Raw genomic sequence first — 15,668 nt, 5'->3', positions numbered from 1 at the left:
AGTCGCGGCTATGCAGACTGATGAAGCGCACCGATCGAAGACGACCGCCACGACGCAGGGGCGAAGCCCGTGGTTGCTTCGATGGATTACCGCCGCGCTGGCGACATTGGTGGTGCTGGCGTCCTGGAAGATCGACGGCGGCAAGGGGCATGGCTATTCGGACGCAGCCCACTATCAGGCAATGGCGGACGGAAAGACAGAGATGAAGCCGTTTGCCTTACGCGTTCTGACGCCGGCAGCTGCGCGACTGTTCGCCGATACGACCGGAAGATCGACACAAGATGGATTTCTGGTCGTCGGACTGGTGAGTCTTTGGGTGCTGCTGTATGGCGTGCTTCGCCCTGTCATCGAACAGCCTTGGCTTGTTGCCGCGCTCACGCTGATTCCCTTCTGGCTGCGAAATCTCCATGACTATTTCCTGCCAGATCCGCTGCATGCAGCGCTTTGCATGGTGTATCTGGCGCTATTGCGGAGGCGATGGTGGGGATGGGCCATGGCCATGCTGCCTGTGATGTTTTTGGCGCGAGAGTCCACTTTGCTGCTGGCAGTGATCGCGGTGCCGATAGTCTGGCGGCTGGCCGGAAGGCGAGCGGGGCTGATACAAGCAGGTGGGGCAGTACTGGGAGAAGTAGCATCGAAGTTTGCGGCTCGGCATGCGTATGCGAATCTGCATGGGATCAACGACACGCTATATATGATCGGCAAAATTCCGTGGAACCTGTCGAAGAATGTATTCGGCATTACGCTGGGGACGAATACCCTGCCAGGTGTGCAGTCGGTAAAGATTTGGAGTGTGCCACAGTGGATACATCTGGGCAGCGTTCATCAGATTGGATACAGTGCGTTTGGCGGAACGGTTTTGCTGCTCAACGCGGTCCAGCTTCTGGCGTCGTTTGGGCTCGGCATTTGCGTGTTGGTCTGCCTGGTTTGGAGGAAGCCGCTTCGCGAGTTGCTGTCGCAGGAAGAACCATATCTTTGTGTCGCTGCGATCTATGGCGGTGTTACATTTTTGCTCGCGCCTGTGATGGGTGCCTCCTTAGTGAGGCTCTTCGACTATGGGTGGCCGTTGTTTCTGGTCTATCTGCCGGTGTTGTTGTCGCGGGTCTGGCGAGGTTGTTCAGGCTGGATGATTGCCGCGTTGTTGAGCTTGCATCTCATCGCAGCGTGGACGGAGTACGCCCGGATGTTTTTGTTTCACTTCAGTCTCGGCACCGCGTTTGCCGCAGTGGTGGGGTGCGACATCGCTGGCGCATGGTTATTGTTTCGTGCTTTCTCCCGAGTTCGAGGAGAGAAGAGCTCCTCTACTCTTTTATGCTGACGCCCAGTGCTTTCATCTTGCGATAGAGGTGGCTGCGTTCGAGGCCGAGACCTTCAGCAGCGCGGCTGACGTTGCCGTGGAACTCGTCCAGCTTCTTCAGAATATAGTCGCGCTCGTAGGCCTCGCGGGCCTGCAGGAGACTGGAGAACTCTTCGCCACGCTGACTCACGCGGCCGGAGTCGGTGGCTTTGCCCGGGCCGCGATAGACGAGCATGGGAAGATTCTTGCGCTCGATGCGCAGAGTCTTTGGGTTAAGGATCAGAACGCGCTCGACCAGATTGCGTAGCTCGCGGACGTTGCCGGGCCAATGATACTGCTTGAGCGCGGCGAGGGCATCCTCGGTCATCTCGACATGCGGACGACCGTACTCCGCGCCGAACTGCTGGAGGAACTCTTTGACGAGCAGAGGAATATCTTCCTTGCGGTCGCGCAGTGGCGGAACGAAAAAAGGAATGACGTTGAGGCGATAGAAGAGGTCTTCGCGGAAGTTGCCGCGAGCGATCTCCTCTTCTAAATCCTTGTTGGTGGCGGCGATGACGCGGACATCAACGTGGACGGGATGCGATGCCCCTACGGGTAAAAATCGCTGCTCGTCGAGGGCGCGGAGCACTTTAGCCTGCGTCTTGAGGCTCATGTCGCCGACCTCATCGAGGAAGAGTGTGCCGCCATCTGCGCGCTCGAAGGTGCCGCGTTTTTCGGTCGGCCCTCCGGGAACGGCTCCGTGGCGGTAGCCGAAGAGTTCGGACTCGATGTAATCCTCAGGGATGGCAGCGCAGTTGAGCTCGACGAACGGGCGATCTTTGCGCAGACTCTCGGCGTGCATGGCACGGCCTACAAGTTCCTTGCCAGCGCCGGACTCACCGTAGATGAGGACGCGTCCGTTGGTCGGAGCCATCAGCTTAATTTGCTGGCGCAGCGCCTTCATCGGAACGGAGTTTCCTGTCACCGTACCCTTGGCAAGCTGGCGCGAGAATTCCTGATTGTCCTCGCGCATCTGGCGGGCACGCATCGCGTTTTTGAGCACGATGAGGGTGCGGTCGAGAGAGAGAGGCTTTTCGAGAAAGTCATAGGCGCCGAGCTTAGTGGCGCGCACTGCGGCTTCGATGGTGCCGTGTCCGCTGATAATAATGACCTCTGGAACGTTGGCCGACTCCATCTGGCGAATCTCTGTGAGGGCGTCGAGGCCGTCACGGTCCGGCAGCCAGATGTCGAGGAGGACGACATCGTAAGCGGCGTCGCGAATGAGTTCGAGGGCCTCTGCCGCGGTGGCAGCGGTGGTGACGATATACCCCTCTTCGCGCAGGATGCTGTCGAGCGATTCGCGGATCTCAGCTTCGTCGTCGACGATGAGAACGTGGTTCATTGTGGACCTCGGATGATAGTGGAAGCGAGATCATCTTCGGTCTCCGATGCGGCGCTGGCAGCAGGGCTCTCCGCTTTGGCGAAGGGCGGATCGGCATGGTGGCCATTTTGAGAAGCAGCGAACGGACCTAGGACAGGCGTGATCTCAGGGTCGCTGTCCAGGGTTGTAGCAGGGCGAAGCTCAACGATGAACTTTGCACCGGCAGGCTCGTTCTTTTCCGCGCGGATGGTTCCCTGATGCTCCTGGATGATCTTTGCGGCGATGGCGAGACCGAGACCGGTGCCGCGTTGCTTGGTAGAGAAGTAGGGCAAGAAGAGTCGTTCGCGCATCTCGTCCGTGAGGCCGGAGCCGGTGTCGGCGATGGTGAGTTCGACCATACCGTTTTCAAGCAGACTGGTATCGATGCGAAGCTCGCGGAACAGGCTCTGCTGCATGGCTTCCGCAGCGTTGTCGATGAGATTGCCGAAGGCACGCTTAAGGGCCTCGGGGTCGGCCATGACGAGAGGAAGATCTGCGGCCATCTTGCGGACGATGCGTGTGTTTTGCATGCGGCCGGCGAAGAGGGCGAGGGAGTTATCGATGATGGTGTTGAGATCGGCGGGCCGGGGACGCGCTGTGGGGAACTCCGCTAGGGCACCGAACTGATCGACCAGCGAACGCATACTCTCCACCGAAGAGGTGATGACCTCACTGCAGCGGCGAATGATGGCGACGGAGGGAGGCTCTGATGACGAGCGTGGGGCCGGATCGGCGATGGCGTTGGCGAGGCGGTCGATATGACGGCGGATCTGCTCGGCGCTAAGGCTGATGGGCGTGAGGGGGTTCTTGATCTCGTGGGCTACGCGGCGGGCGACTTCTTTCCAGGCGGATTGCTTCTGCGCACGAAGGAGCTCTGTTGCGTTTTCGAGGACGAGGACGTAACCCTGGTGCTCGCGGCGCATGCGTTCGGTGATTGCAGGCAGTTCGAGCAGGGCAACGGTAGCAAGCAGGTTCATCGTTCCACCAAATCGATCACTGGTGACGTTCGCTATCTCGATCTCGCTTGAGGCCGAACCCATGCGGTGGCTACGTTTGATGAGCCGGTCGAGCACCTCCACAACCTCAGCGGGAAAGACCTCTTCGATGACACGTCCATAGAAGGGCCGCTGGCCGCCTGGATCCATCATCTCGCTGAGGGCGCGGTTGGCAAGGACGATGCGGCGCTCGGCATCGAGGGTGGCGACACCGTTGGGGATAGTTTCGAGCATCGTCTCGAGCTCACCGCGGCGGGCCTCGAGGGCGGTGTTGGCGGCGCTAAGCTGGACGGTAGAGTGTTCAACGGCGCGGCGGCTGTCCTCGAGATCGGCAGCCATGTGGTTGAAGCTGCGCACGAGTTCGCCAAGCTCCTCCGTGGCACTCTCCTGCACACGATGGGCGTAGTCTCCGGAGGCGATGGCCTCCATCGCATCGGCGAGCGCTTCAACCGGCTTGGTGACCTGCTTCGAGAGATGCAGCGCAAGCCAGCAGGAGGCGAAGAGAGCGAGGCTGGTCATCATCAGGAGAAGGAGCATGTATAGATCCCTGATCTGACGACGCTCGCTGTAGAGAACCCAATAGGCCTCGGCACGCTTGCGCAGGCGAGTCATCGTAGCGGCCATGCCGAAGGGCATCGGGAGTCCGACGACGACGGTGTTGCCCTGCTTCAGGGTGGTGGCTCCGAGGGCGTAGTCGATGTCACCGAGGGAGAAGACGGGCTCGTCGTTACGCTGCGCAGCGGCCAGGATCGCGGCGTCATTTGGATCGGTGGCTGCCTGTGAGCTGGCTTCGTCGGTATCCTCGGCCTGGTCGGGAAGCCAGGTCTTGACCTCGGCGGTTGCGCCGGTGCGCTGAGGCATATGGAACGATGCGATGACGTGACCGTCGCGATAGACGATGGCGAAGCCGTTCTGCAGCGTTATATCGTGCTGACGAAGGACCTGATAGACGGCCTCGCGGTGGATCTTCGCGGCGGAGGGTGCAGTGGAGCGACTGGAACCATGGACTGAGCCGTGGATCGACTGGTGCGGCTGGCGATGCGCAGGAGCCGTTGGGACAGGAGTCTCCGCCTTTGGTGCAGAGTCTGCGAGCGAAGTCTCCGGCAGGCTGGCAGCGATTGATTCTGCCTCCGCTCGAGCGTTGGAGGTGGTGTAACGAGCGAGTTCGAGCGCCATGTTGTTACTGTCGTCGCGCATCTCGGTGACGGGCTGCGAGAACCAGCGGTCGACGGAGCGGTTCATCAGCTGGTAGCTGAAGGCGAACATGGAGGCGATGGGAACCAGACTGACCAGCACTGCGCCCCATAACATGCGGGTGCGCAGCCTTGTTCCCATGACGCGACTACGCTGGTCGGCGTAGAGCTTCAGGATGTTTCGCACGAGCAGGATGAGCACGGCGACGAAGAGCAGAAAGGCGACGATCGACAGGCCGGTGAAGACGACGATCTGCTGGGTAGTCGCCGGCTTGGGAAGCTGCGTATTAAACGCATTGAGCATGGCGAGAGCGACGAAGAGGACGAGCAGGCACACGCCGAGGGCGATGATCCAAATCTTTCGCCGATTCGCCGTCGTGGCCATGCCAGGCCCTCCTTCGTCGCCTCTTACCAGTGAGGCTTTCCTTGCTCGCTTCGCTTGCGCGTCTGCTCTGAACGCTTACACGAGCTTTGCTACGGCCTGCCAATCACGCTTTTGCGCCGCTGCGACTGCGCCGTAGGTCAGAATGCCGTTGAAGGTATTGACGCCCTCGGCTATTCCTTTGTCTTCGCTGATGGCTGCGTTTGCGCCCAGCCGAGCCAGCTTCAGGACGTAGGGGAAGGTCGCGTTGGTCAGGGCGAGCGTGGAGGTGTTCGGCACCGCGGCGGGCATATTGGTGACGCAGTAGTGAACGACGCCGTTGACCTCGTAGGACGGATTGGAGTGAGTGGTTGGGTGAGCCGTCTCGATGCAGCCGCCCTGGTCGATGGCGACGTCGACGATCACTGCGCCCTTCTTCATCTTTTCCACCATCGCTTTGGTGACGATCTTGGGAGCGGCGGCACCGGGGATGAGGACTCCGCCGATGACGAGGTCGGCCTCGCGGACGGCGTGCTCGATGTTGTAGCTGTTGGAGGCCACGGTGTAGAGGCGTCCGCCGAAGATGTCGTCGAGTTCGCGCAGGCGGTTGAGGTTCAGGTCGATCAGCGTGACCTTGGCTCCCATGCCGAGGGCGATCTTGGCGGCGTTGGTGCCGACGATTCCTCCGCCGATGATGCATACGTTTGCCGGGGCGACGCCGGGAACGCCTCCGAGGAGGACGCCGCGGCCGCCGTGCTCCTTCTCGAGATAGGCTGCGCCGACCTGGACGCTCATGCGGCCGGCGACTTCGCTCATGGGAGTGAGCAGCGGAAGAGCGCCGGTGCGGTCGCGGACGGTCTCGTAGGCGATGCCGGTGACCTTGGAGTTCAGGAGGGCGTCGGTGAGCGCAGTGAGCGGGGCGAGGTGGAGATAGGTGAAGAGGACGAGACCCTCGCGGAAGTGTGTGTACTCCTTCTCGACGGGCTCCTTTACCTTGACGACCATCTCGGCGAGACGCCAGACGTCATGGGCGGAGCCGACGATCTCTGCGCCGGCTGACTGGTATTCGTCGTCGGGCATGGCGGAGAGTGCGCCAGCGTTATGCTCTACGAGCACTTTGTGTCCTGCTTCTACGAGGGCCTTTACGCCTGCGGGCGTTACGCCTACGCGACTCTCGTGGTCCTTCACTTCCTTCGGCACACCAATGATCATCTCTATCTCCACAGCAAAGCTGCTTCGATTGTATCTATTGTTCCGGGAGCGATGTCGCCTGAGGCCCGCTGTGAACCGAATCGGGACTTCTTCTCGCTGGCTGTGCTTACTGGTTAGATGATGCCCAGAATTAGCCATTGCGAAAGGGATACACTAGTGGGAGTCTCTATTCAGGAAACCATTCAATCCATGTCTTCGAACAACTTTCAGATGCGTTACTCCCGCATTCACAACATGCGATCCCTATTCAGCCTCTTTTCAAGCGACCTGGCCATCGATCTGGGTACGGCGAATACGCTGGTGTTCGCCCATGGCAAAGGAATCGTCGTCAACGAACCTTCGATCATCGCGGTGAATAAGATCACCAACGAGGTGGAGGCCGTAGGCAAGGAGGCCAAGGAGATGCTTGGCCGGACGCCAGGCAATATCGTGGCGATCAAACCGATGAAGGACGGCGTGATCGCCGACTTCCGGCACACCGAAAAGATGTTGAACTACTTCATCCAGAAGGCGCATAACCGGAAGATGATGGTGCATCCGCGAATCGTGATCGGCGTTCCGTCCGAGATCACGCAGGTGGAAAAACGCGCGGTGATGGACTCGGCGTACCGGGCCAAGGCCAGTGAGGTTCACCTGGTGGAGCAGGCCATGGTGGCGGCCATCGGTGCGGGGCTTCCGATTACGGAGCCGGGCGGCAACATGGTCGTCGATATCGGCGGCGGAACGACCGATATTGCGGTCATCTCGCTGGCTGGAATCGTCTATTCGCGGTCGGTACGCATGGCCGGGAACCAGATGGACGAGGCCGTGATGACGTACCTGAAGCGGAAGTACAACCTGCTGATCGGCGAGCGGACGGGCGAGCAGATCAAGATTCAGCTTGGCTCGGCGTATCCGCTGGACAAGCCGATGCAGATGGAGGTCAAGGGCCGCAACCTGATCGAGGGCGTGCCGAAGACGATTACGATCGACGACTCGGAGATCCGCGAGGCGCTTTCGGAGTGCATTGCGACGATCATCAACGCGATCCGTGTGGCTCTGGAGCGGACTCCGCCTGAGCTTTCGGCCGATATCTCCGACCGCGGCATTGTGCTGACTGGCGGCGGGGCGCTGATCAAGAATCTCGACAAGCGGATTCGCGAGGAGACGGGCCTGCCGGTCTCGATCGCGGACGATCCGCTGGCGTCGGTGGTGCTAGGTACGGGCAAGATGCTCTCGGACTTCAAGCTGCTGCGTAAGATCTCTATCGATTGATGTCGTGGTTCTACTCTGGTTGACGCGAAGGCTCCGGGGATACCGGGGCCTTTGCTTTTGCTCCTTGGGGTACCCCACCCCCTGGGGGGTGGGTGTAGGCAAGTCATTCCTTTTCATGGAGTTGCTATTTTAGCTTCTTGCAAAATTCTCATTCCAGATGGTTTATGGGCAAATATTTCTTTCTAAACGAGTTAGAGAGGTTAAATGCAAAAAGCTCCGGAGTGCCGGGGCTTTTTTTGTTCTCTGTATTCAGTATAGCGGTTAGAGGGTAACTCCTACGCCACGCGAATCTCCTTGTCTGGAGCGGGTTTTCGATGATTTGGGGGTTGACAGGGATTTTTTGGCTCGGCAGAGAGGTAAGAGCAGATAGAGATATACAGGGGTCCTTCACGGCGTTCAGGAATGACGGCTTGAGACTGACAACAGCTTAAGCCGAGGGTCACTTACCCAGGCGAGCGACGAGTGGGCCAAGCGGCGAGAGGCCCGTTCTAACCGGGCCTCCCCGCCAGCCTTAGCTGTATCTCGCGCATGACGATCGTCAAAACGTCAACTTCCTATTTCGTCTGCACAAGCCCCGCAATAACCTCAGCCATTTTATCGAGTATCTGGTTCCAGCCTTCCAGTTGACCGCTATCTTTCGCGCTCTCCATGGGTTCATTTCCGATGAAAGTGAGTTTCGTCTGGCCGTCTCCGAGATCCTCAAAGAGGGTCACGTCGTATGCACCGTCTATGGCTTCGTGTTCTATTCCTAATTGCGCAGGGTCAACCTTGTTTCCCTTCGAGTCGGAAAAGTACATCAAGGAAACGATCTTCTCGTGCAGAACGATCTCGTGGTATTCAACCGCATTCCAGAACTCCTGCCCATCTGGCGCCTTCATGCAGCAGAGAAGTTTTCCTCCAACGCGAAAATCCATCTCGCAGACAGGCGAGGTAAAACCCTTCGGCCCCCACCACTGCATCACGTACTTGGGGTCTGTCCACGCCTTCCAAACCAACTCGCGTGGGGCATCAAAAACTCTTGTAACGACCATCCGTTGAACTTCGCTAACCGTGTTTTCTGTCATCTCTGACCTCCTCTTTCTTCATTTGATTTACAACTACATCCAACTTGTCGAGACTCTCTTCCCAGAATCGGCGATAGCTCATCGCCCACTCGCTTACAGTCTTGATTGCCTCGGGCCTAAGCGTGCAGACGCTCTCCCGTCCACGCTTTGTCTTGATTACAATCCGTGCCCGCACCAGGTAGGCAATATGTTTTGAAATCATCTGCTGCGAGAGTGCAAACGGTTCCGTCAGGCCATGCACAGAGGCAGGCCCACGTGAGAGTCGTTCGATCATCGCCCTACGGGTGGGATCGGACAGAGCCGCAAATGTTGTACTCAAATTATCCACAACCGAATGGTAGTGTATTTTTGGCCAGTGTCAAGCAGAAATTTTGCGATTTCTGATTGCTGTTCCCTGATCTCTGAATCCTGATCTCTGAACCATAACGCCTGCGCTCATTTAGCTTCTCCCATTTTTTAAAAAGGGCTGCCTCGATCAATCAGCTTATTAAGCTGACGATTAGACCTAACCTTTTTTCGGGGCGGGATGTGGCTAGATGGCGCTGGCCAGGGTTACGGCGAAGAGATGTTGGGGGTCCTGCCAGGAGCGGGTGGTTTTGAAGCCGGCGGAGGAGAGCAGTGCGTCTACGGCGGCGTAGGTGAACTTGTAGCTGTTCTCGGTGTGGATGGTTTCGCCGAGGGCGAAGTCCACGGTGTAGGCGGAGCCAATGGAGTTTGCGGGGATGTGGACGGTCTGAGGGGCGAGGGATTCGAGGTGCATCTCGATGCGGGACTCGGTTGGGTTCCAACAGGCCTTGTGGCGGAATTTTTCGATGTCGAAGTCGGCGCCGAGGTCGCGGTTGAGGCGGGTGAGGACGTTGCGGTTGAAGGCGGCGGTGGTACCGGAGGCGTCGTTGTAGGCGGCGAGGAGGGCGGCGACGGACTTGTTTTCGCCGGGGGCGAGATCGGTTCCGAGGAGGAGGGTGTCGCCGGGGAGGAGCTGGGCGCGGAGGTTGCGGAGGACGTCGCCGGCGTCGATGGGGGTGAAGTTGCCTATGCTGGAGCCGATGTAGAGGGCCAGGGTGCGGGTGTTGGGGAGGCGGTTGAGCGGGAGGGCCTGGCGGGTGTAGTCGGCGACCTGGGGGCGGACGGTGACGCCGGGGATGTTGGCGAGGATGTTTTCGCTGGCTTCGGCGAGCGCGGTCTCGGAGACGTCGACGGGCTGATAGACGATGCTGGACTGCTGGCGCACTGCTGCGGCGAGGAGGATGCCGGTCTTGGTGGCGGTGCCTGCGCCAAGCTCGATGAGGGTGAGTTTGCCGGAGGGACCTTGCCCTCGCGCGGCTTCTTGGAGGATCTCCTCAGCGTGGGCGGAGAAGATGCTGCGTTCGGTGCGGGTGAGGTAGTACTCGGGCAGCTCGGTGATCTGTTCGAAGAGGTGGGAGCCGGCTTCGTCGTAGAAGAGCCAGGGGGTGAGGGTCTTGGGGGTGCTGGTGAGACCGACGCGGGCTTCGTTGGCGATGGCGTCGGCGAGACTGGGTGAGGCTGCTTCCTGTGCGGTGACGAATGTAGACACGGTGACCCCTAGGATACTTGATTGCGGAAGTCTTGCCTCTGCGTTCGGATCTCCACCGCTTTGGATGAGATGCGGGGGGAGGGTGTTTCGTGTCGTTAAAAACGTAGAGAGAGGTGGATTTGGGGGATGGGTTGAGGTTATTGGAAGACGGATGGGCGCTTTTTGGCCGGATGAAGATCTTTTTCTTCGCCGACTGACGATTTTTTGCGATGGTCAGGCATATAGTCGATGCTGCGTTCGACCGATGCACTCCGTGGCGGCCTAGCAGGCCTGGATGAACCGTGATTTGTCGCGGGCTGCTCTGTCGGATGGCGTGGTCTGTCTGGGATCTCCGTGGGATCTCCTCCTGTGATGTTCGGCCCGTTGTGAACAAACTCCAGTTAGGTTTGGCCATTAATTCAACCAAAGGAAAGGAACTTCTATGCGATATGGATTGAATCTTGTACTCGCAGGCGCTCTTCTGCTTGGGGCTTCGGTCGCCGCGCTTGGCGACAACGTCAGGACGGACTACAACCATCAGGCGGACTTCACCCAGTACCACAGCTACTCCTGGGGCAACGTCAAGACCAGCGATCCTTTCTATGTAGGCCGCGTTCAGCAGGCGGTCAATCGGCAGTTGCAGGCGAAGGGATGGAAGCTGGTGCCTACAGGCGGTTCGGTGACTGTGTTCGCCAGTGACAGCCTGCATAACCAGCAGGAGACACAGACCATGTACGACGGTCTGGGCGGCGGCTGGGGCGGAGGATGGGGATGGGGCGGATGGGGATGGGGTGGAGGCTGGGGTCCGGGTGGACTGGGCGGATTGGGCGAGGCCACGACGACGACCACCACGCAGCAGACGTCGAACCTTGTGATCGATCTGTTTGAGAGCGGATCGAAGAATCTGCTGTGGAGAGGACTGGCGACGGAGGATCTTTCTTCGAACGCGGGTAAGAATACGAAGTCGCTCGACGGCGATATCGCGAAGATGTTCAAGGGCTTTCCGCCTAAGCCGGGCAAATAGGATCTGAGCGCTTACTTCCCTGCCCCCCTGCCACTCGCGGCCTTGAAGGCGTGAGTGGCGGGAGTATCTGTGTTTCACTTTAGGTACGGATGTTTCACTCCGGGTTGTTTCACTTCAGGTAAGGACGGGCTCGGGATGATGACTTTGCGTGTTTTTGTGGCGATGGTGATGTTGGGTGGTGTGGGCTTGCAGGCGCAGGGTCTGCGGGCGGGCGATGCGATTGAGAAGATTCAGCACCGCTATGCTGCGGCGCCTCCGCCGAATACGGTGGATACGATTAAGGCGGGCGATCCGGATACGGTGGTGACGGGGATTGTGACGACGTTTCTGGATACGATGGATGTTCTGCGGGAGGCGGTGCGGCGCGGGGACAACCTGATCATTACGCATGAGCCTACGTTCTATAACCATCAGGACGACCGTAAGCTGTTCCTCGACGACCCGGTATATAAGGAGAAGCTTGCGTTTATCGAGCAGCATCATCTGGTGGTGTTTCGGCTGCACGATGAGATTCATGCGGATGTGACGGACCACATTTTGACGGGGCTGTATGAGGCGCTGGGGTGGGAGAAGTATCCGCATCCTGAGGGCGTGGGCGGGCAGTACTTTGTGACGATTCCGCCGATGACGCTGGAGCAGATTGCGCGGATGCTGCAGGAGAAGCTGCAGATGAAGACGCTGCGGGTGGAGGGCGATCCGGGACTGATGATTACGCATGTGGCGATGAGGCCGGGGGCTTCGGGGCTGGAGAAGCAGGTGCTGGCGCTACGGAAACCGGGTGTGGAGCTGCTGATTGCAGGCGAGGCGAGCGAGTGGGAGACGGTGGAGTACGTTCGGGATGCGGTGGCGCAGGGACGGCCGACGGCGCTGATTCTGCTGGGGCACGAGGTGTCGGAGGAGCCGGGGATGGAGCGCTGCGCGAAGGAGCTACGAGAGCTGTTTCCGGGGGTGCGGGTGGATCATATTGTGGCGGGACAGCCGCTTTGGAATCCGGATCATCCGCCTGCGGCTGTGAAGAGGTAAGAAGTTGCCGAAGACTTATTCGGCGTCTTGAGCGTCCTGCGCGAGGCGGAAGCCGGAGAACTGCCAGCGTGTGGCGGGTGAGAAGAAGTTGCGATAGGTGGCGCGGATGTGGGTGGCGGGCGTGACGCAGGAGCCTCCACGGAGGATGACCTGCGAGGACATGAACTTGCCGTTGTACTCGCCGAGGGCGCCAGGCAGGGATTTGTAGCCTGGGTAGCCGGTGTAGCCGGAGCGGGTCCACTCCCATACGTCGCCGAAGATCTGCTGGAGGCCACCGATGGCAGAGGCGGGAGTTGGGTGGAGGTTGCCGGTTTCGAGGAGATTGGCGAGGGCGGCGGGGGCGGCCTGATCGGACGCGGAGGTGAGGTGAAGCTGCGGGCGCGAGGCGACCTCTTTGCGGATCTGCTTGAGACTTGCGGCGGCGTGCTCCCACTCGAACTCGGTGGGGAGACGGTGTCCGGCCCAGCGTGCGTAGGCGGCGGCCTCGAAGAAGCTGAGATGACAGACGGGGGTTTCGCTTAAGTCGTCGAGCGAACGGAAGCCGTGCATGGTGTAGATGCGCCAGCCGGAGTTGGTGTTCTCATCGCGCTGCCAGTAGAGGGGGGCCTGCCAGCTCTCGGCGCGCATGGTGGTCCAGCCTTCGGAGAGCCACAGTTCGGGACGGTTGTACCCGTTCTGTTCGATGAAGGCGAGGTACTCGGCGCAGGTGACGAGGCGAGTGGCGAGGCGGAAGGGCGCGATGTAGACGTCGTGGCGCGGGGTCTCGTTGTCGAAAGCGAAGGTGTCGACGGATTTGGGGTCGAGGGTGAGACCGATCTGGGTGAGGCCGGGGTTGAAGGCGACCCAGTCGAGGGGCGGGGCGATGGTTTCGCTGCGTTGCTGGGTGGGCTCGATGTAGGCGGGGTGGAGCGGGTTGGTGAAGAGAGCGTGCTTGATGTCGGTGGCGATGAGTTCCTGATGCTGCTGCTCGTGCTCGAGGCCGAGAGCGATACGGCGGGCGGCCTCGTCTTCGAGGGGATGCTGCATGAGAGCGTGCATGGCGGCGTCGACGTGGGCGCGATAGCTGAGGATGGCGTCGAGCGGAGGGCGGGAGAAGGAGGCGCGGAGGTGTTTCTCCGGCATGTCGCCGAGGGAGTTGTAGTAGCTGTTGAAGAGCCAGTGGAAGTCGGGGTGGAAGGGCTGGTAGCCGGCGGCGAACTCACGCAGGACGAAGGTCTCGAAGAACCAGCTGGTGTGGGCGAGGTGCCATTTGACGGGGCTTGCCTCGGGGCTGGACTGCACCATGAGATCTTCGGGCGAGAGTGGGGCGCAAAGCTCGCGGGTGGCCTGGCGGACGGCCTTGTAGCGGTGGAGCAGAGGAGGCGCGGCGGTGGTGGTGGATGCGCTGGTTGTAGGCATTGTGATCTCGCTTCTTGGACTCGCGTGGGACTCGCTTGGTAACTCGCAGGTTGAGGAACTGTAATCAACCTCTGATGCTTGATTAGAGTCTGAAGTTGTCGAAATGATACATCCGTTGTGGTGGCATCGCTTATGCTACTCCGTGCTCACGTGGGGGTATTGCATGGTCAGAGGTTAGAGGGGGTGGGCGTTGAGGATACGGGCGAGCGTGTAGGCAACTGCGGCGGCTGCGCCTCCGATGGTGACGGTCTGGAGGGCGCTGCGCAGCCAGCCGGTGCCGATGAGTTCGCCTTTGATGGCGCCGAAGACGGCCAGGGCGAGGAGCGTGATGATGACAGAGAGTTTAAGCGCCATGAGGTTGGAGTCCACGAGCATGTAGGGGAGCAGCGGGATGAAGCCGCCGGCGACGTACGATGCGGCGATGGTGAGGGCGGAGCGGTGGGCGCGGTTGCGGGCGGGCTCTTCAAGGCCGAGCTCGAAGCGCATCATGAAGTCGACCCAGGCGGCGGGATTTTTTTTGAGCGCGGCGAGGACGGGGGCGGCGCTGGCGCGGTCGACGGCGTATTGCTCGAAGATCTCGTAGATCTCTTCTTCTTCGTCGTGGGTGCGTTCGACGATCTCGCGCTCTTCGCGGAGGCGTTCGGAGACGTAGTGTTCGGCGTCGCCACGGGCAGCGAGATAGCCGCCGAGGCCCATGGCGATGGAGCCGGCGGCGATCTCGGCGAGACCGGCGAGGAGGACGATGTGCGATGAGGCGACGGCACCGGAGAGGCCGGCGGCGAGGGCGAAGGGGACGGTGAGGCCATCGGAGAGGCCGATGACGATGTCGCGTACGGCTTCGCTGGACTCGAAGTGTCCTTCTATGTGAGGGGTGTGGGGCGCGTGAGCTACGTCGTGCATTGCGGTAGTGTAGTCGAGCGAGAGAGAGATGCATCGATTAAGTGAAGGCGAAGGAGACGATGGAAGTTTTTGCAGGCAGGGAGAGTCTTTCGAGGATGGGTTACGTCTGTATGAGCACAGGTTTTGCGAGAGATAGCGTGAGATGGATGGCTAGGATGTGGTGGCGGCTGGAGCGATGGACGGGGCTATTTCTGAGGCTAGGCGTAAGACCTCGACGAGTGGCTACGCTGGTTTTGATCGCGGCCATTGCGGCGGCTCCGACGGTGATCCAGGCGCAGCAGCAGGAGGATGAATCTGCGGGTGGCTCGTTCGCAGGTGGGCAGATGGTGCGGGGCGTTGTGACTGCAACCTCTGCCGACAAGCTGACGCTGAAGACCGAGGCGGGCGTGGTGTACCAGGTTGCGTTGTCTGCGAATACTCGGGTGACCAGAAACAGGCAGCCGGTGAAGGCGGCGGAGATCAAAGTGGGAGACGGCATTGGAGCGATGGGCGTGATGGATCCGCCGACGAAGACAATTCATGCGGTGTTTGTGGGTGTGATCGACGCCGAGCAGGTGAAGAAGGCGAAGGAAGATCTGGGGAAGGTGTACATCGCGGGAAAGATTACCGCGATCGATATGGATGCGCTGAAGCTGACGGTGATGCGGCCTGATGGGGTGAGCCAGGTGATTGGCGTGGACGAGCAGACGTCGTTCAAACGCGAAGGGCGCGGCATGGCGGCGCTTGTGAATGGTTCAGGCGATGTGCCTGCGAGTGGCGGCGGCGCGACGGGCGGAGAGAGCATCACGCTTGCGGATGTTAAGGTTGGGGATTCGGTGGCGGGCCGCGGTGGGTTGAAGAGTGGGACGTTTGTGCCTACGGAGTTGAGTGTGATGGATGCGTCGATGCGGCGGGGACGAAGGCGAGCGGGCGCGGATGCAGGTGGAAGTGCTGCACCGTCTTCTACTGCTCCGCAGCCGTAAACTTCGATTTGCAAATTTGATTTGTCTGCTTGTCGAACTGCTTGATTTT

The 15,668-nt window shown here is 60.1% G+C and carries 13 protein-coding genes; 5 read left to right on the top strand and 8 right to left on the bottom strand.

Annotated features, from left to right (window positions below; genetic code table 11):
- Positions 1-10: 10 nt before the first annotated feature.
- Positions 11-1,318, top strand: coding sequence for a hypothetical protein (locus GSQ82_RS05955; RefSeq protein WP_158791140.1), 1,308 nt, complete (start codon positions 11-13; stop codon positions 1,316-1,318).
- Here GSQ82_RS05955 and GSQ82_RS05950 read toward each other — a convergent pair.
- From GSQ82_RS05950 to ald, 3 genes are all read right to left on the bottom strand, one after another.
- Positions 1,302-2,681, bottom strand: a complete 1,380-nt coding sequence (locus GSQ82_RS05950) for a sigma-54 dependent transcriptional regulator (RefSeq protein ID WP_158791138.1) — start codon at positions 2,679-2,681, stop codon at positions 1,302-1,304. The genes GSQ82_RS05955 and GSQ82_RS05950 overlap by 17 nt on opposite strands.
- A complete protein-coding gene (locus GSQ82_RS05945; RefSeq protein ID WP_158791136.1) occupies positions 2,678-5,272 on the bottom strand; it encodes an ATP-binding protein in 2,595 nt (864 codons plus the stop codon). The genes GSQ82_RS05950 and GSQ82_RS05945 overlap by 4 nt, the downstream gene beginning before the upstream one ends.
- A gap of 75 nt (positions 5,273-5,347) precedes the next feature.
- The gene (gene ald, locus GSQ82_RS05940; RefSeq protein WP_158791134.1) at positions 5,348-6,460 is read right to left on the bottom strand and encodes an alanine dehydrogenase; all 1,113 of its coding nucleotides are present in this window, start codon (positions 6,458-6,460) and stop codon (positions 5,348-5,350) included.
- A 189-nt stretch (positions 6,461-6,649) separates the two neighbouring features.
- Here ald and GSQ82_RS05935 point away from each other — a divergent pair, with 189 nt between their 5' ends.
- The gene (locus GSQ82_RS05935) at positions 6,650-7,714 is read left to right on the top strand and encodes a rod shape-determining protein (protein ID WP_158791132.1); all 1,065 of its coding nucleotides are present in this window, start codon (positions 6,650-6,652) and stop codon (positions 7,712-7,714) included.
- A 554-nt stretch (positions 7,715-8,268) separates the two neighbouring features.
- On the opposite strand, the gene GSQ82_RS05930 is transcribed toward GSQ82_RS05935, so the two are convergent.
- From GSQ82_RS05930 to egtD, 3 genes are all read right to left on the bottom strand, one after another.
- The gene (locus GSQ82_RS05930; RefSeq protein WP_158791130.1) at positions 8,269-8,778 is read right to left on the bottom strand and encodes an SRPBCC domain-containing protein; all 510 of its coding nucleotides are present in this window, start codon (positions 8,776-8,778) and stop codon (positions 8,269-8,271) included.
- On the bottom strand, positions 8,759-9,106 hold the full coding sequence (locus tag GSQ82_RS05925) for a helix-turn-helix transcriptional regulator (protein WP_256370050.1): 348 nt from the start codon (positions 9,104-9,106) through the stop codon (positions 8,759-8,761). The genes GSQ82_RS05930 and GSQ82_RS05925 overlap by 20 nt, the downstream gene beginning before the upstream one ends.
- A 204-nt stretch (positions 9,107-9,310) precedes the next feature.
- Positions 9,311-10,333, bottom strand: coding sequence for an L-histidine N(alpha)-methyltransferase (egtD, locus tag GSQ82_RS05920; protein WP_158791128.1), 1,023 nt, complete (start codon positions 10,331-10,333; stop codon positions 9,311-9,313).
- Positions 10,334-10,754: 421 nt separating this feature from the next.
- Here egtD and GSQ82_RS05915 point away from each other — a divergent pair, with 421 nt between their 5' ends.
- The gene (locus GSQ82_RS05915; RefSeq protein WP_158791126.1) at positions 10,755-11,336 is read left to right on the top strand and encodes a DUF4136 domain-containing protein; all 582 of its coding nucleotides are present in this window, start codon (positions 10,755-10,757) and stop codon (positions 11,334-11,336) included.
- A 135-nt stretch (positions 11,337-11,471) separates the two neighbouring features.
- Positions 11,472-12,359, top strand: a complete 888-nt coding sequence (locus GSQ82_RS05910; RefSeq protein ID WP_254061446.1) for a Nif3-like dinuclear metal center hexameric protein — start codon at positions 11,472-11,474, stop codon at positions 12,357-12,359.
- A 15-nt stretch (positions 12,360-12,374) separates the two neighbouring features.
- Here the strand turns inward: GSQ82_RS05910 and egtB are convergent, their stop codons facing one another.
- Complete coding sequence (gene egtB / locus GSQ82_RS05905) at positions 12,375-13,757, bottom strand: ergothioneine biosynthesis protein EgtB (protein WP_158791124.1); 1,383 nt, start codon at positions 13,755-13,757, stop codon at positions 12,375-12,377.
- Between the two features lie 174 nt (positions 13,758-13,931).
- Positions 13,932-14,657 carry a VIT1/CCC1 transporter family protein gene (locus GSQ82_RS05900; protein WP_158791122.1) on the bottom strand — a complete coding sequence of 242 codons (726 nt, stop codon included), beginning with the start codon at positions 14,655-14,657 and terminating at the stop codon, positions 13,932-13,934.
- Positions 14,658-14,767: 110 nt separating this feature from the next.
- Between GSQ82_RS05900 and GSQ82_RS05895 the strand changes: the two genes are divergently transcribed.
- A complete protein-coding gene (locus GSQ82_RS05895; protein WP_158791120.1) occupies positions 14,768-15,619 on the top strand; it encodes a hypothetical protein in 852 nt (283 codons plus the stop codon).
- The last annotated feature ends 49 nt before the right edge of the window (positions 15,620-15,668 follow it).

Source organism: Granulicella sp. L60 (assembly GCF_009765825.1).
Classification (GTDB): Bacteria; Acidobacteriota; Terriglobia; order Terriglobales; family Acidobacteriaceae; genus Edaphobacter.
Note: the sequence above shows the minus strand (reverse complement) of the source record. Positions and strands in the feature narration are given on the sequence as shown.